31 protein-coding genes are annotated in these 17,807 nt (G+C 50.4%); 30 read left to right on the forward strand and 1 reads right to left on the reverse strand.

All coding sequences use genetic code 11. From position 1 onward, the window contains the following. Positions 1-47: 47 nt before the first annotated feature. A complete protein-coding gene (locus P9H32_RS13335; RefSeq protein ID WP_322609405.1) occupies positions 48-251 on the reverse strand; it encodes a cold-shock protein in 204 nt (67 codons plus the stop codon). 641 nt (positions 252-892) lie between these two features. On the opposite strand from P9H32_RS13335, the gene rpsL reads away from it, so the two are divergent. The 30 genes from rpsL to P9H32_RS13485 all read left to right on the forward strand — a co-directional run bounded on the left by rpsL (position 893) and on the right by P9H32_RS13485 (position 17,784). Beyond that, complete coding sequence (gene rpsL / locus P9H32_RS13340) at positions 893-1,267, forward strand: 30S ribosomal protein S12 (RefSeq protein ID WP_322609406.1); 375 nt, start codon at positions 893-895, stop codon at positions 1,265-1,267. Between the two features lie 13 nt (positions 1,268-1,280). After that, entirely contained in the window at positions 1,281-1,754 is a 474-nt protein-coding gene (gene rpsG, locus P9H32_RS13345) for a 30S ribosomal protein S7 (protein WP_322609407.1), read from the forward strand. 145 nt (positions 1,755-1,899) lie between these two features. Next, positions 1,900-4,032 (forward strand): elongation factor G, encoded by a 2,133-nt coding sequence (fusA, locus tag P9H32_RS13350; RefSeq protein WP_322609408.1) that lies wholly within the window; start codon positions 1,900-1,902, stop codon positions 4,030-4,032. A gap of 13 nt (positions 4,033-4,045) precedes the next feature. Next, complete coding sequence (rpsJ, locus tag P9H32_RS13355) at positions 4,046-4,354, forward strand: 30S ribosomal protein S10 (protein WP_130595710.1); 309 nt, start codon at positions 4,046-4,048, stop codon at positions 4,352-4,354. A gap of 13 nt (positions 4,355-4,367) precedes the next feature. Beyond that, positions 4,368-4,994: a 50S ribosomal protein L3 gene (gene rplC, locus P9H32_RS13360; RefSeq protein WP_322609409.1), complete on the forward strand. Its 627-nt coding sequence runs from the start codon at positions 4,368-4,370 to the stop codon at positions 4,992-4,994. 12 nt (positions 4,995-5,006) lie between these two features. Continuing rightward, entirely contained in the window at positions 5,007-5,630 is a 624-nt protein-coding gene (gene rplD, locus P9H32_RS13365) for a 50S ribosomal protein L4 (protein ID WP_322609410.1), read from the forward strand. Between the two features lie 11 nt (positions 5,631-5,641). Beyond that, the gene (gene rplW, locus P9H32_RS13370; RefSeq protein ID WP_322609411.1) at positions 5,642-5,926 is read left to right on the forward strand and encodes a 50S ribosomal protein L23; all 285 of its coding nucleotides are present in this window, start codon (positions 5,642-5,644) and stop codon (positions 5,924-5,926) included. A 15-nt stretch (positions 5,927-5,941) separates the two neighbouring features. After that, complete coding sequence (gene rplB / locus P9H32_RS13375; RefSeq protein WP_322609412.1) at positions 5,942-6,769, forward strand: 50S ribosomal protein L2; 828 nt, start codon at positions 5,942-5,944, stop codon at positions 6,767-6,769. Continuing rightward, positions 6,769-7,038 (forward strand): 30S ribosomal protein S19, encoded by a 270-nt coding sequence (rpsS, locus tag P9H32_RS13380; RefSeq protein WP_322609413.1) that lies wholly within the window; start codon positions 6,769-6,771, stop codon positions 7,036-7,038. The genes rplB and rpsS overlap by 1 nt, the downstream gene beginning before the upstream one ends. 98 nt (positions 7,039-7,136) lie before the next feature. After that, complete coding sequence (rplV, locus tag P9H32_RS13385) at positions 7,137-7,478, forward strand: 50S ribosomal protein L22 (RefSeq protein WP_130595704.1); 342 nt, start codon at positions 7,137-7,139, stop codon at positions 7,476-7,478. Positions 7,479-7,489: 11 nt separating this feature from the next. Continuing rightward, on the forward strand, positions 7,490-8,122 hold the full coding sequence (gene rpsC, locus P9H32_RS13390) for a 30S ribosomal protein S3 (RefSeq protein WP_322609414.1): 633 nt from the start codon (positions 7,490-7,492) through the stop codon (positions 8,120-8,122). Between the two features lie 11 nt (positions 8,123-8,133). Further along, positions 8,134-8,553, forward strand: coding sequence for a 50S ribosomal protein L16 (gene rplP / locus P9H32_RS13395; protein ID WP_322609415.1), 420 nt, complete (start codon positions 8,134-8,136; stop codon positions 8,551-8,553). A 15-nt stretch (positions 8,554-8,568) separates the two neighbouring features. Next, positions 8,569-8,763, forward strand: coding sequence for a 50S ribosomal protein L29 (rpmC, locus tag P9H32_RS13400; protein ID WP_130595701.1), 195 nt, complete (start codon positions 8,569-8,571; stop codon positions 8,761-8,763). Positions 8,764-8,768: 5 nt separating this feature from the next. After that, on the forward strand, positions 8,769-9,035 hold the full coding sequence (rpsQ, locus tag P9H32_RS13405; RefSeq protein ID WP_322609416.1) for a 30S ribosomal protein S17: 267 nt from the start codon (positions 8,769-8,771) through the stop codon (positions 9,033-9,035). Between the two features lie 14 nt (positions 9,036-9,049). Next, positions 9,050-9,415: a 50S ribosomal protein L14 gene (gene rplN, locus P9H32_RS13410; RefSeq protein ID WP_322609417.1), complete on the forward strand. Its 366-nt coding sequence runs from the start codon at positions 9,050-9,052 to the stop codon at positions 9,413-9,415. Positions 9,416-9,434: 19 nt separating this feature from the next. Beyond that, the gene (gene rplX, locus P9H32_RS13415) at positions 9,435-9,662 is read left to right on the forward strand and encodes a 50S ribosomal protein L24 (protein ID WP_348534488.1); all 228 of its coding nucleotides are present in this window, start codon (positions 9,435-9,437) and stop codon (positions 9,660-9,662) included. Positions 9,663-9,705: 43 nt separating this feature from the next. Continuing rightward, positions 9,706-10,254, forward strand: a complete 549-nt coding sequence (gene rplE, locus P9H32_RS13420; RefSeq protein WP_322609418.1) for a 50S ribosomal protein L5 — start codon at positions 9,706-9,708, stop codon at positions 10,252-10,254. Between the two features lie 14 nt (positions 10,255-10,268). After that, positions 10,269-10,667: a 30S ribosomal protein S8 gene (rpsH, locus tag P9H32_RS13425; protein ID WP_322609419.1), complete on the forward strand. Its 399-nt coding sequence runs from the start codon at positions 10,269-10,271 to the stop codon at positions 10,665-10,667. A gap of 12 nt (positions 10,668-10,679) precedes the next feature. Next, positions 10,680-11,222 carry a 50S ribosomal protein L6 gene (rplF, locus tag P9H32_RS13430; protein WP_322609420.1) on the forward strand — a complete coding sequence of 181 codons (543 nt, stop codon included), beginning with the start codon at positions 10,680-10,682 and terminating at the stop codon, positions 11,220-11,222. After that, positions 11,222-11,557, forward strand: coding sequence for a 50S ribosomal protein L18 (gene rplR, locus P9H32_RS13435; RefSeq protein ID WP_322609421.1), 336 nt, complete (start codon positions 11,222-11,224; stop codon positions 11,555-11,557). Before rplF ends, rplR begins: the two co-directional genes overlap by 1 nt. A 10-nt stretch (positions 11,558-11,567) precedes the next feature. Continuing rightward, the gene (gene rpsE, locus P9H32_RS13440) at positions 11,568-12,119 is read left to right on the forward strand and encodes a 30S ribosomal protein S5 (protein WP_322609422.1); all 552 of its coding nucleotides are present in this window, start codon (positions 11,568-11,570) and stop codon (positions 12,117-12,119) included. Positions 12,120-12,139: 20 nt separating this feature from the next. Next, positions 12,140-12,580 carry a 50S ribosomal protein L15 gene (rplO, locus tag P9H32_RS13445; protein WP_322609423.1) on the forward strand — a complete coding sequence of 147 codons (441 nt, stop codon included), beginning with the start codon at positions 12,140-12,142 and terminating at the stop codon, positions 12,578-12,580. A gap of 21 nt (positions 12,581-12,601) precedes the next feature. Further along, positions 12,602-13,945: a preprotein translocase subunit SecY gene (secY, locus tag P9H32_RS13450; RefSeq protein ID WP_322609424.1), complete on the forward strand. Its 1,344-nt coding sequence runs from the start codon at positions 12,602-12,604 to the stop codon at positions 13,943-13,945. After that, on the forward strand, positions 13,942-14,595 hold the full coding sequence (locus tag P9H32_RS13455; RefSeq protein WP_322609425.1) for an adenylate kinase: 654 nt from the start codon (positions 13,942-13,944) through the stop codon (positions 14,593-14,595). Before secY ends, P9H32_RS13455 begins: the two co-directional genes overlap by 4 nt. Further along, positions 14,592-15,359: a type I methionyl aminopeptidase gene (map, locus tag P9H32_RS13460; protein ID WP_322609426.1), complete on the forward strand. Its 768-nt coding sequence runs from the start codon at positions 14,592-14,594 to the stop codon at positions 15,357-15,359. Before P9H32_RS13455 ends, map begins: the two co-directional genes overlap by 4 nt. Next, complete coding sequence (locus tag P9H32_RS13465) at positions 15,359-15,577, forward strand: hypothetical protein (RefSeq protein WP_322609427.1); 219 nt, start codon at positions 15,359-15,361, stop codon at positions 15,575-15,577. The genes map and P9H32_RS13465 overlap by 1 nt, the downstream gene beginning before the upstream one ends. A 1-nt stretch (position 15,578) precedes the next feature. Beyond that, entirely contained in the window at positions 15,579-15,692 is a 114-nt protein-coding gene (gene rpmJ, locus P9H32_RS13470) for a 50S ribosomal protein L36 (RefSeq protein WP_130595687.1), read from the forward strand. Positions 15,693-15,711: 19 nt separating this feature from the next. Continuing rightward, positions 15,712-16,113 carry a 30S ribosomal protein S13 gene (gene rpsM / locus P9H32_RS13475; protein WP_322609428.1) on the forward strand — a complete coding sequence of 134 codons (402 nt, stop codon included), beginning with the start codon at positions 15,712-15,714 and terminating at the stop codon, positions 16,111-16,113. 25 nt (positions 16,114-16,138) lie between these two features. Then, positions 16,139-16,666: a 30S ribosomal protein S11 gene (rpsK, locus tag P9H32_RS13480; protein ID WP_348534489.1), complete on the forward strand. Its 528-nt coding sequence runs from the start codon at positions 16,139-16,141 to the stop codon at positions 16,664-16,666. 113 nt (positions 16,667-16,779) lie between these two features. Next, positions 16,780-17,784 carry a DNA-directed RNA polymerase subunit alpha gene (locus tag P9H32_RS13485; protein ID WP_322609429.1) on the forward strand — a complete coding sequence of 335 codons (1,005 nt, stop codon included), beginning with the start codon at positions 16,780-16,782 and terminating at the stop codon, positions 17,782-17,784. The last annotated feature ends 23 nt before the right edge of the window (positions 17,785-17,807 follow it).

A 17,807-nucleotide genomic window follows, 5' to 3' on the forward strand; every position in this document is an offset into this window, starting at 1 on the left:
AAGGCGTCCGTATGGACGCCTTCTTTAAAGCTATAAAAGCCCTGGTCTTACATGGGGGTAACGTTCGTCGCGCACGGACCCTTGCGGCCTTCGCCAATTTCGAAAGAAACTTGCTGGCCTTCATCGAGGGAGGCGTATCCGGATACCTGAATTTCCGAATGATGCACGAACATGTCTTGTCCGCCGCCGTCTGGAGTGATGAAACCAAAGCCTTTTTCGGCGTCGAACCATTTAACTGTACCTGTATTCATTGTATGTCCTTAATTGAATGAGCTGTGTGTCTACCCTGTTCCGGAGGGAATAGCGAAGGAAATCGTAATTTTATTTGCAGGGAAAAATGACGCGGGGCAAAAAAAAGGAATTTTACGCTGGATTTTATCTGCTGATTCTCTATGTTGCCCATCCTTTCGCGTGAATTTATGGGTTGCGGGAAGGTGTTTTCAGTATCTGCTTTATCTACAGTTACGTTTGCATTTTCCTCATTTCTGAAGTGGCTGGTGGCTTGTGAGTACGCATAAGGGGATCACGGATGCACCGGCAATCGGTTGGCCGATCCGGATTAGGTTTCGATCTGAAATGTGGAAGCAGGTTTGTTCTGCAGATAAGTGAGGGGCAGTTCGTGATTACAGGGGTTTTCAATGGTTGGAAATCCTAGAGAAAATACAGGCGAAAAAGTTTTGAGTTTCGCTTGCGGTGGTGGATGTAGATCTCTACTGTCCTCCGTCTGTCTTTTTTAGGTTATGCCGGACTGAATGAGCAGCTGTCCAATCGGGCTCTGCTACACGGTAAGGTATTTTGATTTACGGAAGACGCAGTTTTAGCAGGAGGTGCTGAGCCCCGGTTTCAGTCACAAATTGTTAAATGTGTATTCTAATTAATAAGGAAAGCAAGTATGCCGACTATTAATCAATTGGTAAGAAAGCCGCGTGCGCTGCAGAAAAAGAAAAGCAAGTCGCCCGCGCTGGCAACATGCCCGCAGCGACGCGGGGTGTGTTTGTTGGTTAAAACCCAGACGCCTAAGAAGCCGAACTCGGCTCTTCGTAAAGTTGCCCGTGTACGTCTGACTAACGGTCGTGAGGTCAACGCCTATATCGGCGGTGAAGGCCATAACCTGCAGGAACATAGCATGGTATTGGTTCGCGGCGGTCGTGTGAAAGACCTTCCGGGTGTTCGTTATCACATCGTTCGCGGAGCGCTCGACTGTCTCGGAGTTGATGGACGTAAGCGCGGCCGTTCGAAATATGGTGCGAAGCGCCCGAAAGCATAAGGATATTTGAACTATGGCTAGAAGACATAGAGCTGAAAAACGAGAGTTGATTCCGGATCCGCGGTACAATAACCAGCTGGTTGCATACATGATCAACTGCGTTATGGAACGTGGTAAAAAGTCTGTTGCGGCGAAAATTGTATATGGAGCACTCGAAGATATTCGGGGGCAGTTGAAAGACGAGGATCCGGTAGTTGTATTTACTACTGCGATTGAAAACGTCTCTCCGCGACTTGAAGTTAAATCCCGCCGTGTTGGTGGGGCAACCTATCAGGTTCCGCTGGAAGTCAAGCCCAAGCGTCAGATTGCATTGGCTACACGCTGGTTGATCGCTTTTGCGGGCAATCGGAAAGGTGTTCCGATGCAGAAAGCCCTGGCGAATGAAGTGATTGATGCCTACAAGGGCCAGGGTGCGGCCATCAAGAAGCGTGATGACACGCACAAAATGGCTCAGGCAAACAAAGCCTTCGCCCACTATCGTTGGTAATCTGCTTGAAGATTACTGAAATCTGAATACAGCGTATACGGTTTTGCTGTACGAAGATGAGACATAGGAAACCTTCCCAGGGGGAGGGTCGCCGATTGAAAGGAAGCTTCCACTGGGTGGAAGCTTCCGGTTGTTGAAAGAAAAAATGACTGTTGTGAGTAAAGATAAAAGAAAAGATGCAAACGGTTCGGATTCCCGTCGGGAAGCCGAGGGACGTGCGCACCCGCTCGCATCTGTACGCAACATCGGTATCATTGCCCATATTGATGCGGGTAAGACAACGACCTCCGAGCGAATTCTGTATTACTCGGGAAAAGTTCATAAAATCGGTGAAGTTCATGACGGTACTGCCACGATGGACTGGATGATCCAGGAGCAGGAGCGCGGTATTACGATTACTTCCGCGGCCACGACCTGTTTCTGGCAGGATCATCAAATCAATATTATCGACACCCCCGGCCACGTTGATTTTACTGTGGAAGTGGAGCGCTCACTTCGCGTCCTTGATGGCGCAGTGGGCGTTTTGTGTGCTGTCGGGGGGGTTCAGCCTCAATCTGAAACAGTCTGGCGTCAGGCTAATAAATACAGCGTTCCGCGTCTCGCTTTTGTTAACAAAATGGATCGCATGGGTGCTGACTTCTATAATGTTGTCGATCAGATGCAGCAAAAGCTGAAAGCGCCTGCTGTGGCTATTCAGCTTCCGATCGGTGCAGCGGAAACGTTTAAAGGTCTGATTGATCTCATCTCCATGAAGGCTATGCATTTTTCCGAAGATGATATGGGTTCGAAGGTGGAATATGTGGATATTCCAGCTGATATGGCTGCCGATGCTGAAGCATATCGGGCTGAGCTGATCGAAAAGGTGGCTGAAGTCGATGAAGAGCTGCTTGAGGCCTATATGGATGATGCAGGGGTTTCTGAGAGCGCATTGATTGCCGCTCTGCGACGGGCCACTATTGCCAATGACATCGTTCCTGTGCTGGTCGGTTCATCGCTGAAAAATAAAGGGGTGCAGCCTCTGCTTGATGCTGTGGTTTCCCTGCTTCCTTCTCCGTTGGATATTCCGGCTGTTGAAGGGGTGAATCCGAAGTCGGAAAAAGAGCTGTCCCGCGAGGCGTCCGACTTTGAGCCGTTGACGGGTCTTGTCTTTAAAATGGCTACCGATAAATTTGTCGGAAAGCTGGCCTTTGTCCGTGTTTATGCCGGCCAGTTGAAAAAAGGACAGAATATTTACAATCCGCGCACCAAAAAGCGCGAGCGTATCGGCCGGCTCCTGCGTCTGCATGCGAATCACCGCGAGGATATCGACGTGCTGTATGCCGGAGAGATCGGCGGCATGGTTGGGCAAAAGCTTTTCACTACAGGTGATACGGTCTGTGCCGAAAATGATCCGATTGTTCTGGAAAATATCGAGTTTCCGGAGCCTGTGATTTCTATGGCCATTGAGCCTAAGTCCACGGCCGATAAGGATGCTTTGGTGGATGCACTTAAAGATCTCGCGGAGGAAGATCCGACTTTCCGTACGTCGATTCACGATGAAACCGGTCAGACCATTATCGAAGGTATGGGCGAGCTTCATTTGGAAATTATCCGGGACCGGATTCTGCGTGAATATAAAGTGCAGGCTAATGCCGGAAAGCCCATGGTGGCTTACCGCGAATCTGTTTCTGCTAAAGGCGAGGGTTCGTTCACTTTTGAGCGAACGATTGGTGATGAAAACCACTTTGCTGCACTGACTTTGGCCGTTGAGCCGAATGGCGCCGGTGCAGGCAATATTATTCAATTTGATGTTTCCGGTAAAATTATTCCCGATGAATACCGAAAAGGTATCGAAGAGGGTATCGCCGATGCGCTGCTCACCGGTGTCCTCGGAAACTACGCTATCATCGATACCGCAGTTACGGTGATCGGCGGGCAGGCCCACGATATGGATTCTTCTGAAATGGCTTTCCGTTCAGCGGCGGTAATGGCGCTTCGTGAAGCGGTCGTTCAGGCGGGTCCGGTTCTTTTGGAGCCGATTATGCTGCTGGAGATAGAATCCCCTGAGGAGCACCTGGGCGATGTTATGGGTGACCTCAATAGCCGTCGCGGACGAATCCGCGAAATCAAGGCTTCCAATGATCTGCAGGTCGTGCAGGCGGATGTTCCGCTTGCCGAAGTTTTCGGATACGCAACAAGTCTGCGTTCCTTAACAAAGGGTAGAGCGAGCTATTCGATGGAGCCGCAAGCGTTTGATCCGGTTCCGTCGCATATGACAGACGCTATCCTTAACCGTTAGAAGAGAGAAAATAATGACAAACCAGAGAATCAGAATTCGGCTGAAGTCGTTCGACCATCGCGTCCTCGATGTTTCCGCCACTGAAATTGTCGAAACGGCACGCCGCACAGGCGCCCGCGTTGCGGGTCCTATTCCGCTGCCGACCCGTATCGAACGGTTCACTGTGAACAAAAGTCCGCACGTGAACAAGAAGTCGATGGAACAGTTCGAGATCCGCACGCACAAGCGTCTGCTCGACATCATTGATCCCACCATCAAAACCGTGGATGAGCTGAAGAAGCTCAATCTTCCGGCCGGTGTGGATATCACCATTAAGATCTAAGGAGGTTTCAATCATGAAAGGTTTGATTGGTAAGAAACTGGGCATGACCTCCATCTACACTGAAGATGGTGTTGCTGTTCCGGTTACCGTTATCGAAGCGGGTCCATGTGTTGTGACTCAGCTGAAAGATGAAGATAAGGATGGCTATAAAGCGGTACAGCTCGGCTATGGCGATCAGAAGGAGCAGCGCATGAATAAGCCCGCTCTTGGTCACTTGAAAAAGGCGGGTGTTGCACCGAAGAGCGTACTGCGTGAATTCCGCGTGGAAGAGGCGGAAGTGAATGTGGGTGACGAAGTTACCGCTGCGGCATTTGAAGGGGTTAATTACGTCGATGTAATTGCCACCGGCAAGGGACGTGGTTTTCAGGGCGTTGTAAAGCGTTACGATTTCGGCGGCGGTCGTGCATCGCACGGTGGCGGATGGATTCGTCGTACCGGTTCGATCGGTATGTGTGAATTTCCGGCTCGCGTCTTCAAGGGTAAGAAGATGCCTGGTCAGATGGGCGATAAGCGCGTCACCACGCAGAATTTGAAGGTTGTTCAGGTTCGTCCTGAAGAAAACCTGATTCTGGTAAAAGGATCTGTACCGGGCGCTAAAGGCGGAATCGTTACGATCAAAGAAGCCCTCAAGAAAAAGTAAGCGGGGATTATCATGAGCAAAGTACCTGTAAAAAATATTAAGGGAGACAGCGTCGGTGATTTCGATGTTGCGGATAATCTCCTCGTTCTCGATAAGGGCGATCACGCGGTGCATGAATCCGTTGTTGCATACAATGCAGCGCAACGTGCCGGCACCGCATCGACCAAATGCAAATCCGAAGTTCACGGTTCCGGTAAGAAGCCGTGGAAACAGAAGGGTCTTGGCCGCGCACGTGCCGGTTACAAGCAGTCCAACGTCTGGCGTGGCGGTTATGTTGCGCATGGACCGAAGCCGCGCAGCTACAATAAAAAAGTCAACAAAAGTACCGCTCGTTTGGCATTTGCCCGGGCATTCAGTGCCAAAGTCCAGCAGGGCGATATCACTGTGATTGAAGAGCTGACGCTTTCCGCACCGAAGACGAAAGAGTTTTCGGCTGTGGTGAAAAACCTCGGTCTTGACCGTGGCGGACTTTTCATTGTTGACGAGGCGGGTGAAAATCTTCTGCTGGCGTCCCGAAATATTCAGAATGTTGAAGTGACGACTGCTAAGCTGGTCAATATCTACCAGATTCTCCGTTACAAGAACGTGATCGTAACAAAAGCCGGTATGGAAGCGCTCCTCGAGCGTATCGGATAAGGAGATTATCGATGAAGAATTCAGCCGATATCATTAAAAAAGTTTTGTTAAGCGAAAAGGGCATGATCCTCTCGGAGGAACAGAACAAATATATGTTCAGTGTCGCCATGGACGCTAATAAAGTAGAAATCAAACGAGCTGTTGAAGAGCTCTTCAATGTCCGTGTTATGGCCGTCAATACGATGCGCCGAAAAGGCAAGAAGAAGCGCCTTCGTACAGCTCGCTATGGAACCACTGCAGCATCGAAACGTGCTGTAGTAACATTGCATGCTGACGACAGCATTAACCTGGTCTAATAGGAGTTTGTCGCAATGCCTTTAAAAGCACACAAACCGTACACACCGAGCCGCCGGCATATGGTGTTGTCCGATTTCGCAGAGATCACGAAGAGCAGCCCTGAGCGCTCATTGATTAAAGCGAAAAAGCAGAAATCCGGCCGTAACAGTGCGGGACGTATTTCGGTGCGTCACCGTGGAGGTGGTCATAAGCGCCGCTACCGTGTAATCGATTTTAAACGTGACAAGTTCGGCGTGCCGGCAATTGTTGCGGGAATCGAGTACGATCCGAACCGTTCCGCGCGTATTGCCTTGTTGCATTATGCCGATGGTGAAAAACGTTACATCATTGCCCCGGCGAAACTCGAAGTCGGTTCAACCGTGATGTCCGGTCCTGAAGCCGAACCTACTGTAGGCAACGCACTTCCGCTGGGTAAAATCCCGGTTGGTATGGCAGTTCATAATATTGAACTGGTCGCTGGAAAGGGTGGTCAGCTGGTGCGTTCAGCGGGAACTTCAGCTCAGCTGATGTCCCGTGAGGACGATTGGGCCAATGTGAAGATGCCTTCCGGTGAAATCCGTATGATCCGCACCACCTGCTATGCGACAGTCGGTCGGGTGGGTAATGTGGAGCATGATAATATTGTGATGGGTAAAGCGGGCCGCAAACGCTGGCTGGGTATTCGGCCTACCGTACGTGGTGTTGCCATGAACCCGGTTGATCATCCGATGGGTGGTGGTGAAGGCCGTACCTCCGGTGGTGGACATCCGAAGTCCCCGTGGGGTCTGCTGGCTAAGGGTAAACGTACCCGCGATAAGCATAAACAGACCAACAAGTATGTTGTTGAGCGGAGGAAGAAATAATGAGTCGTTCACTGAAAAAAGGTCCATATGTTGATCTTAAGCTGATTAAGAAGGTCCGCAAAATGGAAGATGCCGGTCGTAAACAGCCCATCAAGACGTGGGCTCGTGCTTCGGTTATCGTTCCTGAAATGGTGGGGCACACCTTCAACGTCCACAACGGTAAAGTATTCGTTCCGGTGTTTGTTACGGAGAATATGGTCGGGCACAAACTGGGAGAGTTTTCTCCTACCCGAGCCTTCAGAACTCACGGTATGGCGACGGAAAAATAGTCTAGTGGGATTTTTCAACCGAATCTGCTGGATTCGGATTGCGAAATCCCTAGACTGTCCGCCCTTTATCCCCCGTGGAAAATTGAGGTTGAAAACACATGGAAGTTTCAGCAACAACTAAATATATCCGCATGTCGCCTACAAAAGCGCGCGACCTGGCGAACGAGATCAAAGGTCTCTCCGTTGCCGATGCATTGCGGATTACTGAATTCAATGCCCGTAAGGCAGCTGTTCAGATCGGTAAGACTCTTAAATCGGCTATTGCTAATGCCGAAAATAATGAAGGTCTCTCCGCTGACAGCCTGTATGTTAAAAACGCTATCGTGGATGGCGGACCGATGATGAAGCGTTATCGTCCGCGTGCCCGTGGCATGGCCAGTCCGATTCAGAAGAAGACGAGCCACGTAACCATCATTCTGAGCGACAACGCTAAGTCATAAGGAGACTTGTTTTGGGACAGAAAGTAAATCCAATCGGACTCCGGCTCGCGCTGACGAAAGACTGGCGTTCGCGCTGGTATGCCGACAAGCGTGATTTCGGTACCATGCTCAAAGAAGATGTGGAAATCCGCAAACTCGTCGCAGCACGACTTAAAGATGCGGCCGTTTCGGATATCTATGTTGAGCGTTATGCTAATCGTATTCGAGTAACCATCAAAACCGCTCGTCCGGGTCTGGTTATCGGCCGTAAAGGTGAAGATATTGACAAACTTCGTGAAGTGCTTTCCAAACTCACCAAAAAAGAGGTGTATGTGGAAATCGCGGAAGTCAAGAAGCCGGATCTCGATGCCACGCTGGTTGCCGCCAATGTTGCTATGCAGCTGGAACGCCGGGTTTCTCATCGTCGCGCCATGAAACGTGCGATTCAGATGGCGATGGATAATGGTGCCCTCGGCATCAAAATCCTGGCAGGCGGTCGTCTGAACGGTGCGGAAATCGCCCGTTCTGAAAGCTATAAAGAAGGTAAGATTCCGCTGCATACCCTGCGCGCCAATATCGACTACGGCGTTGCAGAAGCCAACACCGTTGCCGGTATCATCGGCATTAAGGTCTGGATCTGCAAGGAATCCGAAAAGAAAGCCTAGGAGATTGAATCATGCCTTTGATGCCAAAGAGAGTAAAATATCGCAAAGTCCAGCGTGGATCACGCCGGGGCCTTGCACAGAAGGGGAACGCGCTTGCTTACGGCGAGTATGGTCTTCAGTCGCTCGAACGCGGCTGGATTTCGGCCACGCAGATTGAAGCATGCCGTGTTGCCGCAACGCGTGCCATGAAACGTAAGGGTAAACTGTGGATCCGCATTTTTCCCGATAAACCAATTACCAAGAAGCCGTTGGAAGTCCGCATGGGTAAAGGTAAAGGTGGCGTTGACCAGTGGGTTGCTGTCATCAAACCGGGTACCATGCTTTTCGAACTGGACGGTGTTCCGGAATCCCTGGCAAAAGAGTGTCTGCGACTTGCAGCCACTAAACTGCCGGTTCGGGCGCGTTTTGTTCAGCGGCATGCTCACGATTAAAGGATGGGGCAGACCATGAAGGTAAACGAAATTAAAGAAATGACGGTTGCGGAGCTGGATGCTCAGCTGGAGGAAATCAAGAAAGAGCAGTTCAATTTGAAGCTGCAACAGGTTTCCGGACAGTTGGAGAATCCGGCACGCATGAAAGAGTTGCGTCGTACGGTTGCCCGTATCAAGACCATTCAGAATCAGAAGAAAGTTGAAGGGTAACGGCCATGGAATCCAATGAAAGAAATCTGCGTAAGAAACGCGAAGGTCGCGTTGTCAGTAAGTCCGGCGACAAAACCGTTGTGGTTCTGATCGAACGGCGTGTCCGTCACCCCCTTTATGAAAAGGAAATACGGGTGTCTAAAAAGATTCACGTACACGACGAAGAAAACAAAGCCGGAATCGGTGATGTTGTGCGTGTGATGGAAACCCGCCCGCTGAGCAAGCTGAAACGCTGGCGTCTGGTGGAAGTTGTTTCTGTAGCCGCTAAATAAGGTAGGGCCGAACGATGATTCAAGAGAATACACGTTTAACAGTTGCCGACAATTCAGGTGCACGTTCTGTAATGTGCATCCGTGTGCTTGGCACAAAAAGTAAGGTCGCCCGTGTGGGCGATGTGATCCGCGTTAGCGTTAAAGAAGCGCTGCCGAATGGCAACATGAAGAAAGGCGATCTCTGTAAAGCGGTTGTTGTGCGTACGAAAAGCACAATTCGTCGTGCGGATGGTTCCTGTCTTCGTTTTGATGGAAATGCGGCTGTGATTATTGATGATAACAAAAACCCGCGCGGTACCCGTATCTTCGGGCCGGTAGCCCGCGAGCTTCGTGATAACGACTTTATGAAAGTTGTATCGCTCGCTCCGGAAGTACTGTAATCGCCGGGAGGAGTTTATAATGAGTAAGGCCAAAATCAAAAAAGGCGATAACGTAAAAGTGATTGCCGGAGATGATAAAGGTAAGGAAGGTAAAGTCCTGGAGGTTGCGCCGGAAGCCGGTCGTGTTCTCGTTGAAGGAGTTAACCTGGTTAAAAAAGCTATGCGGCAGAGCGAGGAAAACCCGCAGGGCGGGATTGTGGAACGGGAAGCCCCGATCGCGATTTCCAACGTCAAGGTTTCCGCTTAACTCGTTCCAAGCATTGGAACCGTAATTTTGGAGGAAGGGTGAAATGACCCCAACACTGAAAACAAAATATAAAGATGCAGTAGCACCTAAGTTGATGGAAACGCAGGGCTACTCGAGCAAAATGCAGGTTCCCGCACTCAAGAAGATTGTACTGAACCTCTGTGTATCGCTGAACTATGACCGCGATACGCTGACCAATCTGGCCGATGATCTCGGTAAGATTACCGGTCAGAAGGCCGTAATTACAAAGGCCAAGAAATCAGTATCAAACTTCAAGTTGCGTGAAGGCGTGCCGATCGGAGCGCGGGTAACCCTGCGTGGTAATCGGATGTATGAATTCATGGACCGTCTCGTAAATGTGACGTTGCCGCGTATCCGCGACTTCCGCGGGATTCCGGCTAACTCGTTCGACGGCTCCGGAAACTATTCCATGGGCCTGCAGGAGCAGACTGTTTTTCCGGAAATTGATCCGGACAAGGTCAAGCACACGCATGGTATGGATATCACTTTCGTCACTTCCGCCACGGAAGACAGCGAAGCCAAAGAACTGCTGAGCCTGATGGGCATGCCGTTCAAAACGGGCAACGAGTAAGAGAGGTTAGACAAATGGTACTTACAGATCCAATCGCCGATATGTTGACCCGTATTCGCAACGCGAACATGGCTGAAAAAATGCAGGTGGCAATGCCGCACTCTAAAATGAAGAGTGAAATTGCACGCATTCTGAAAGCTGAGGGGTTCATTAAGGACTACACGATGGAAAATGAGAGCGGAAAACCGGTTCTCAATGTTTTCCTTAAATACACGATCGAGCGCGAGCCGGTCATTCAGGGGCTTCGCCGTATCAGCAAGCCGAGCTGCCGCAAGTATGTAAATGCCGAAGAGGTTCCGCGCGTTCTGGGTGGAATCGGCATAGCGATTCTCAGCACGTCGTCCGGTGTGATGACCGATAACGATGCGCGTGAAAAGAAAATCGGGGGCGAAGTCCTCTGCTACGTCTGGTAGGGAGATTTTATTATGTCACGTATAGGTAAACAACCCGTATCAATTCCCGGCGGCGTCACCGTCGAAGTAAACGACAGGACCGTGAGTGTTAAAGGAGCAAAGGGAGAAACATCCTACATGGCTCCAGCCTGCGTATCGGTCAGCATAGAAGAAGACAGCGTTGTGGTTTCCCGCACCGATGAGTCTAAATTCGGTAAAGCTATGTACGGCACGGTTCGGAGTCTGATTAACAACATGATCGTCGGAGTAAGCCAGGGTTACAAAAAAGAGCTTCTCATTGATGGGGTCGGTTATAAGGCCGTCATGAAGGGCGCCAATCAGATTGTACTGTCGCTGGGCTATTCTCATGATATTGATTACACGATTCCGGAAGGCATCAAAGTTGAAGTCAATGGACAGGGGACAGGTCTTTCAATTGAAGGTATTGACAAGCAGCTGGTAGGTCAGGTTGCAGCACGCATCCGCGACTACTCGCCGGTTGAGCCGTATAAAGGCAAGGGTGTACGCTACTCTGATGAGCAGGTTCGCCGTAAAGAAGGTAAGGCGGTTGCATAATGGCTATTAAAACAAAAAAAGAACTCAGAAAACGCCGTCATTTCCGTGTCCGCAATAAAATTGCGGGTACGGCAGACCGTCCGCGCATGGCTTTTTATCGCTCGAATAAGCGTATGGAAGTACAGTTCATCGATGATGATGCGCGTCTGACTCTGGCCGGAGTGTCCATCAACGGTAAAAACGCCGAGGCAGCCAAAGAACTGGGTGCCAAAGCCGCAGAAGCCGCAAAAGGAAAAGGCATTGAGGCTGTAGTGTTCGACCGTGGCGGATTCGCTTTCGGCAATAATCTTAAAACATTGGCAGACAGCGCTCGCGAAGCTGGCCTGAAATTCTAGGAGATTCCCAATGGCAGAAGAACGTAAAGAACGTAGAGGACGCCGTGACAGTGGCGGACGTGGTCGCCGCGGAAAACGTGATGACAGGAAAGAAGTCCGCGAAAAGCCGGAATTCGAGGAACGGGTAGTGCATATCAGCCGTAACTCCAAGGTGGTGAAGGGCGGACGTCGTTTCAGCTTTGGTGCGCTGGTAGTTGTGGGAGACCGCAAGGGCCGTGTTGGTTATGGTCTCGGGAAGGCAGCTGAGGTCGCGGAAGCCATTCGTAAAGCCGGTGATGCTGCAAAGCGGAACCTGCAAACCGTCACGATGCGTGGTACCACACTGCCTCATGATGCGCTTGGTAAATACAGCGGAGCTCAGGTTCTGATTCGTCCGGCCTCTGAAGGTACCGGTATCATTGCGGGCGGTCCTTGTCGTGCAGTGCTTGAACTCGCCGGAGTTCGCGACGTACTGGCAAAATCGCTCGGTTCCAACAACCACCTCAATGTAACCAAGGCCACGCTGAAGGCGCTGGACTCCCTGCGCTCTAAGCAGGAAGCACTCGCGCTTCGCAAAGGCTGATAAAGGTAGGGGATAAAGTCATGGATTTACATTCACTGAAACCTGCAGAAGGTTCCAAACATCGAAAGATCCGCGTGGGTCGCGGACGTGCTTCGGGAAAAGGCAAGACAGCCGGTCGCGGTCATAAGGGGCAGATGTCCCGTGCGGGTGCAACCCACAAGCCGCTGTTTGAAGGCGGTCAGATGCCTTACTATCGTAAGCTTCCTATTCGCGGATTCAATAACATCAATCGTAAAGTGATCCTTCCGGTCAATCTCGATGCTCTGAATGCATTTGAGGACGGTACGGAAGTAACCATCGAGCTTCTTCAGGAGCGTGGATTGGTTAACGGTCGCTTTGATGGTGTAAAGATTCTGGGCAACGGAAACGTAGAAAAGAAACTGACTGTTAAAGTTAATGCTTTCTCCGCCTCGGCTAAGGAAAAAATCGAAGCCGCCGGTGGAAACTGCGAAGTTGTCTAATTAAAGAAAGGCCACATTGCCATGCTTTCCGCGTTTGCAAACACATTCAAGATTCCAGAGCTCAGACAGCGTATTCTGTTTACGCTCGGACTGATCTTTATTTGTCGGCTGCTTGCAGCCGTTCCGCTCCCGGGTGTCGATGCCTTGGCGATTCGCCAGTTTATTGAAGCGCAGGGCGGAGCGGAAGGCGGTCTGTTCGGGATCATGAACCTGTTCAGCGGGGGCGCGCTCCTGCAGTGTTCGGTAGGAACACTGGGTATTATGCCCTATATCAGTGCGTCCATCATAATCCAGCTCATGACTGCGGTCATTCCGCACCTTGAAAAACTGGCAAGAGAAGGCGATGTAGGCCGTCAAAAAATTACTCAGTATACACGATATCTCACAGTAATAATCTGTGCGGTACAGGGTATTGCCATGGGTGTGGCCCTTGAGTCCGGCGGCTATTTCGGCCTGCCGGCTGAAGTGGTCCGCATTCCGGGCTTCGGCTTTATCTTGCTAACCGCGCTCAGCTTGGTAACGGGTTCGCTGCTTTTAATGTGGATCGGTGAACAGATGACGGATCGGGGTATCGGCAACGGTATTTCGGTTATCATTACTGTCAATATCATCAGTGCAATGCCAATGGCAGTTAAAACCCTGATAGATAAACTGACTCCGGTTGACGGGGTCGCTGAAATCGGGTTTTTTCATGTTGCTCTGATGATTATTCTCATTTTTGCAGTAATTCTCGGTGTTGTTGCGGTTACTCAGGCGCAGCAGAAAGTGCCGGTTCAATTTGCGAAGCGTATGGTGGGTCGCAAAATGATGAACGGTGGAACATCGCATCTGCCTCTGCGAGTGAACTACTCCGGGGTGATGCCGATTATCTTTGCGTCGGCAATCCTTCAGATTTTCCCGTCTGTCGCAGGATATCTTCCGTATGAGTGGGCAAAGAAGTTTGCTTCCAGCTTCACGATGACGTCGGCCAGCTACATGATCGTGTTCGGTCTGATGATTCTGTTTTTCTCCTACTTCTGGGTAGCTACACAGTTTAACCCGGTTCAGATTGCGGACGATCTGAAAAAACGCGGGGGCTATATTCCTGGGATTCGCCCCGGAACGCCGACCGCGGATTATCTAGATCGCACCATGACTCGTCTGACGCTTGCGGGAGCCGTCTTCCTGACTGTAGTTTCGATTCTGCCTAGCATTCTTACGTCCTCTTTTAAGGTTCCGTGGATTGTGGCATCGTTCTTCGGGGGAACCAGTTTGCTGATTATAGTCGGGGTCATGCTCGATACCATGCGTCAGATTGAATCGCATCTTTTGATGCGCCATTACGACGGCTTCCTTAAAAAAGGTAAAATGCGAAGCGGACGATGAATGCAGTAATTTTGCTAGGACCGCCTGGAGCGGGCAAAGGAACTGTCGCGGAAGTACTGGTAGGCCAAGGATACAAACACATTTCAACAGGGCAGTTACTTCGGGAGCAGATTGCCCGGAGGACTGTTCTCGGTATCCAAGCCGAAAAGTTGATGGAACAGGGACGGTTTGTTCCTGACGATGTTGTGGTGGGGATGATTCGAAATCTGCTGGAAAAGGCGGACGGGACGCAGAAATTTCTATTTGACGGTTTTCCCCGGACGTTACCGCAGGCAAAGAGTCTGGATAAGCTGCTGAGTGAGTTAGAGGGTACGCTTGAAAGTGTCGTGCTGCTGGATTGTCCCGATGATGTAATTATCAAGCGGCTTTCGGGACGGCGTACCTGCGATAAATGCGGAGCGGTCTATCATATAGCATTTAATCCGCCATCGCATGGTGATCGGTGTGATGTTGAAGGGTGTAAACTCGTGCAGCGTGCGGACGATCGCGAAGAGACGGTGAGAAACCGTTTGAAGGTTTATGAACAGCAAACGGCTCCGCTGATCAGCTATTATGAGGCGAAAAGCCTGGTTGAGCATATTGATGCGAACCAGAGCATAGAGGCCGTGAGAAATGATGTAAATGAGCGCCTGGTTGGTGTAGCGACATGATAAAGATTAAAAATCAGCAAGAATTAGCGGCCATGCGTGTAGTAGCACGTAAGACCGGAACTATTTTGCATCAAGTCGCTTCCAAAGTAGCTCCGGGGGTCACGACTAAAGAACTGGATGATTATGCTGCGGAGCTTGCCCGCAAACAGGAAGGACGTTGTGCCTTCTACGGGTATCATGGATTTTCAGGACACATTTGCTCATCGGTAAACGAAGAGGTTGTTCACGGCATTCCCGGAAAGCGTGTGATACGCGACGGTGATATTGTTAGCATAGATTTCGGTCTGGTGTATGGAGGTTTTGTCGGGGATACCGCGATAACGGTTCCGGCCGGAGAAATCGATCCTGAAGTTCAGCGTTTGCTGGATGTGACAAAAGAATGTTTGGAAGCCAGTATTTCCAAGGCGGTCGAAGGTAACCGGCTTGGAGACATCTCCAATGCCTGTCAGGTGGTAGCTGAAGAGGCAGGATTTTCGGTTGTGCGCGATTTTGTAGGACACGGTATAGGTCGTGAAATGCATGAGGATCCGCAGATTCCAAACTATGGCCCTCCCGGGCGAGGTCCGGTGCTGAAGGCCGGTATGACCTTTGCTATTGAGCCGATGATTAATCTGGGGGTTCACCAAACGAAAACGCTTAATGACGGTTGGACGGTTGTTACAAAAGACCGGAAACCTTCGGCTCATTTCGAGCACTCGATTGCGGTGGGCAAGGAAAGAGCTGAGATTTTGACCGTACCGGATACGCACTATGCGGATCTGTAATGGATAAAAAAGAAACAAATTTGCTTGAGGCGCGTATTGTCTCCGTGATAGACAAACACGCTTTTGACGCAGAACTAAGAAATGGACATCGTCTAGTCGCTTTTTTGAGGCGTGACGATTTTGATAAAGGGCATCCGCAAGTCGGTGCAACAGTTACGGTTGAGATGTCGCCCTTCGATATGAGCAAAGGGCGTCTTGTGATCGACGAGGAGCAATAAAATGAAAGTACGAGCTTCAGTAAAAAGAATGTGTGAACAGTGCAAAGTGATCCGCCGCAAGGGCGTCGTTCGCATCATCTGCACGAACCCGCGCCACAAACAGCGCCAAGGATAAGGAATCAGGAGTTTAAGACATGCCACGTGTACTCGGTATAGACATCCCCGGTAGGAAGAAGCTGGAATTCTCGCTTCGTTATATTTACGGCATCGGCCCGACCACCGCAGTTGAAATCTGCGAGAAGGCTAAGCTGGATCGCAACATGAAAGCTGATGATTTGAAGGATGAAGACATCCAGCGTCTTGTTGCTGTGCTTCAGAGCGACTACCGCATTGAAGGCGACCTCCGTCGCGAAATTTCGGCGAATATTCGTCGTCTTATTTCGGTAGGTTCGTATCGCGGTCGTCGTCATCGCGCCGGTCTTCCGGTTCGTGGTCAGCGTACCAAAACCAACGCCCGTACCCGTAAGGGCGCGAAGCGTACCGTTGGTGTTGTTCGTGGTAAAGAAGCCCGTTCCGCCGCTAAAGCTGCGAAATAAAGCGGCGTAAAGAAGGATTATTCCCATGGCAGAAGAAAAAGTTGAAGAAGTAAAAGAAGCGGTAGCAGCAGCACCGGTTTCGGAAGAAAAGCCTGCAGCACCGGCAGAAGCTGAGGTTGAAGAGAAAAAATCGCGTTTGCCTACTGCAGCAGATTTGCTGGCCGATGAAGTCATTGAGCCGATCAAGCGTAAAAAAGGTTCAAAGAACGTCCCGGTTGGGATCGCTTTTGTGAAAACGACCTTTAATAACACGATCGTTTCTATTACGGACATGCGCGGCAATGTGGTTTCGTGGTCGAGTGCCGGCCGTTGTAACTTTAAGGGTTCACGTAAGTCTACAGCATTTGCTGCAACCACGGTTGCTCAGGATGCCGCACGTAACGCGATCAGCCACGGAATGTCTGAGGTGGAAGTGCGTGTTCAGGGTCCGGGAGCCGGGCGTGAATCAGCAGTGCGCGCTCTGGCGTCAGCAGGTCTCTCTGTAACCTGCATTAAGGACACCACGGCAATTCCGCATAATGGCTGTCGTCCGCCTAAGCGCCGTCGCGTTTAGTCAGACTCTGTTTTGCAATGCTTCCGGTCGTCGGAAGCATTGTGCTTGTAACCCACAGTATAAACTAACACCATATGATTCGGTTAATGCCCGGATCTGGGAGATTAAATATTATGCCTACTCGTCTCGGTCGATTCGAAATGCCGAAGCAGGTTGTCAAAGACGACGCCGCTTCCACAGAAAACTACGGTAAATTTTACGCAGAACCGTTTGAAGGCGGCTATGGCCGTACCATGGGTAACTCACTGCGTCGTGTTTTGCTGTCTTCATTGGAAGGTGCAGCAGTTTCCTCGGTTAAAATCAAGGGTGCGCCGCATGAATTCTGCAGTCTTGAAGGGGTGACTGAGGATGTCACTGACATTGTACTGAACATCAAACAGCTTCTTTTCAAAAGCTATTCCCGCGACACTCAGGTTGTGAAAATCAAGGTCGAAGGTCCGGGTGAAGTTAAAGCCGGAGATATCCAGACTCCGGAAATGATCGAAGTACTGAATCCTGATTTCGTAATCTGCACTCTTCAGGAGGACGGCGTCTTTGAGGCCGAAATGGAAGTTCGTATCGGCCGGGGTTACTGTCCTGCAGAACTGAACAAAAAAGAGAATCAGGAAATCGGCGTGATTCCGATTGATTGTCTTTTCTCTCCGGTTCGCCGTGTAAAATACGAAACGGAAAACACTCGTGTGGGCCGTCGTACGGACTACGACAAACTCGTAATCGAAATCTGGACAGACGGACGGGTTACGCCGGACGATGCTTTGACTATGTCCGCCGCGATTCTTCGCCACCACCTCGATGTATTCGTGTCTTACGATAAGGATCTGATCGAGTTCGAAGAAAGCGAAAAACAGATCGATATGGAGAAGGAAGAGCTCCGTAAGAAACTGAATATCAGTGTCAACGAAATCGAACTCAGTGTACGTGCAGCCAACTGTCTGAATAATGCCAACATCACCACTGTCGGGGAGCTTGCGCAGAAGACCGAAGCTGAAATGCTGAAATACCGAAACTTCGGTAAGAAATCGCTGAATGAAATCAAGGCGAAGATCCAGGAAATGGGCCTGTCGCTGGGAATGACCTTCGATGCAGACCTGCTTAAGGGTGTGTTCTCTGAAGACTAATTTGTAAACTATCCAGAGGTTGG

Source organism: Pontiella agarivorans (assembly GCF_034531395.1).
Classification (GTDB): Bacteria; Verrucomicrobiota; Kiritimatiellia; order Kiritimatiellales; family Pontiellaceae; genus Pontiella; species Pontiella agarivorans.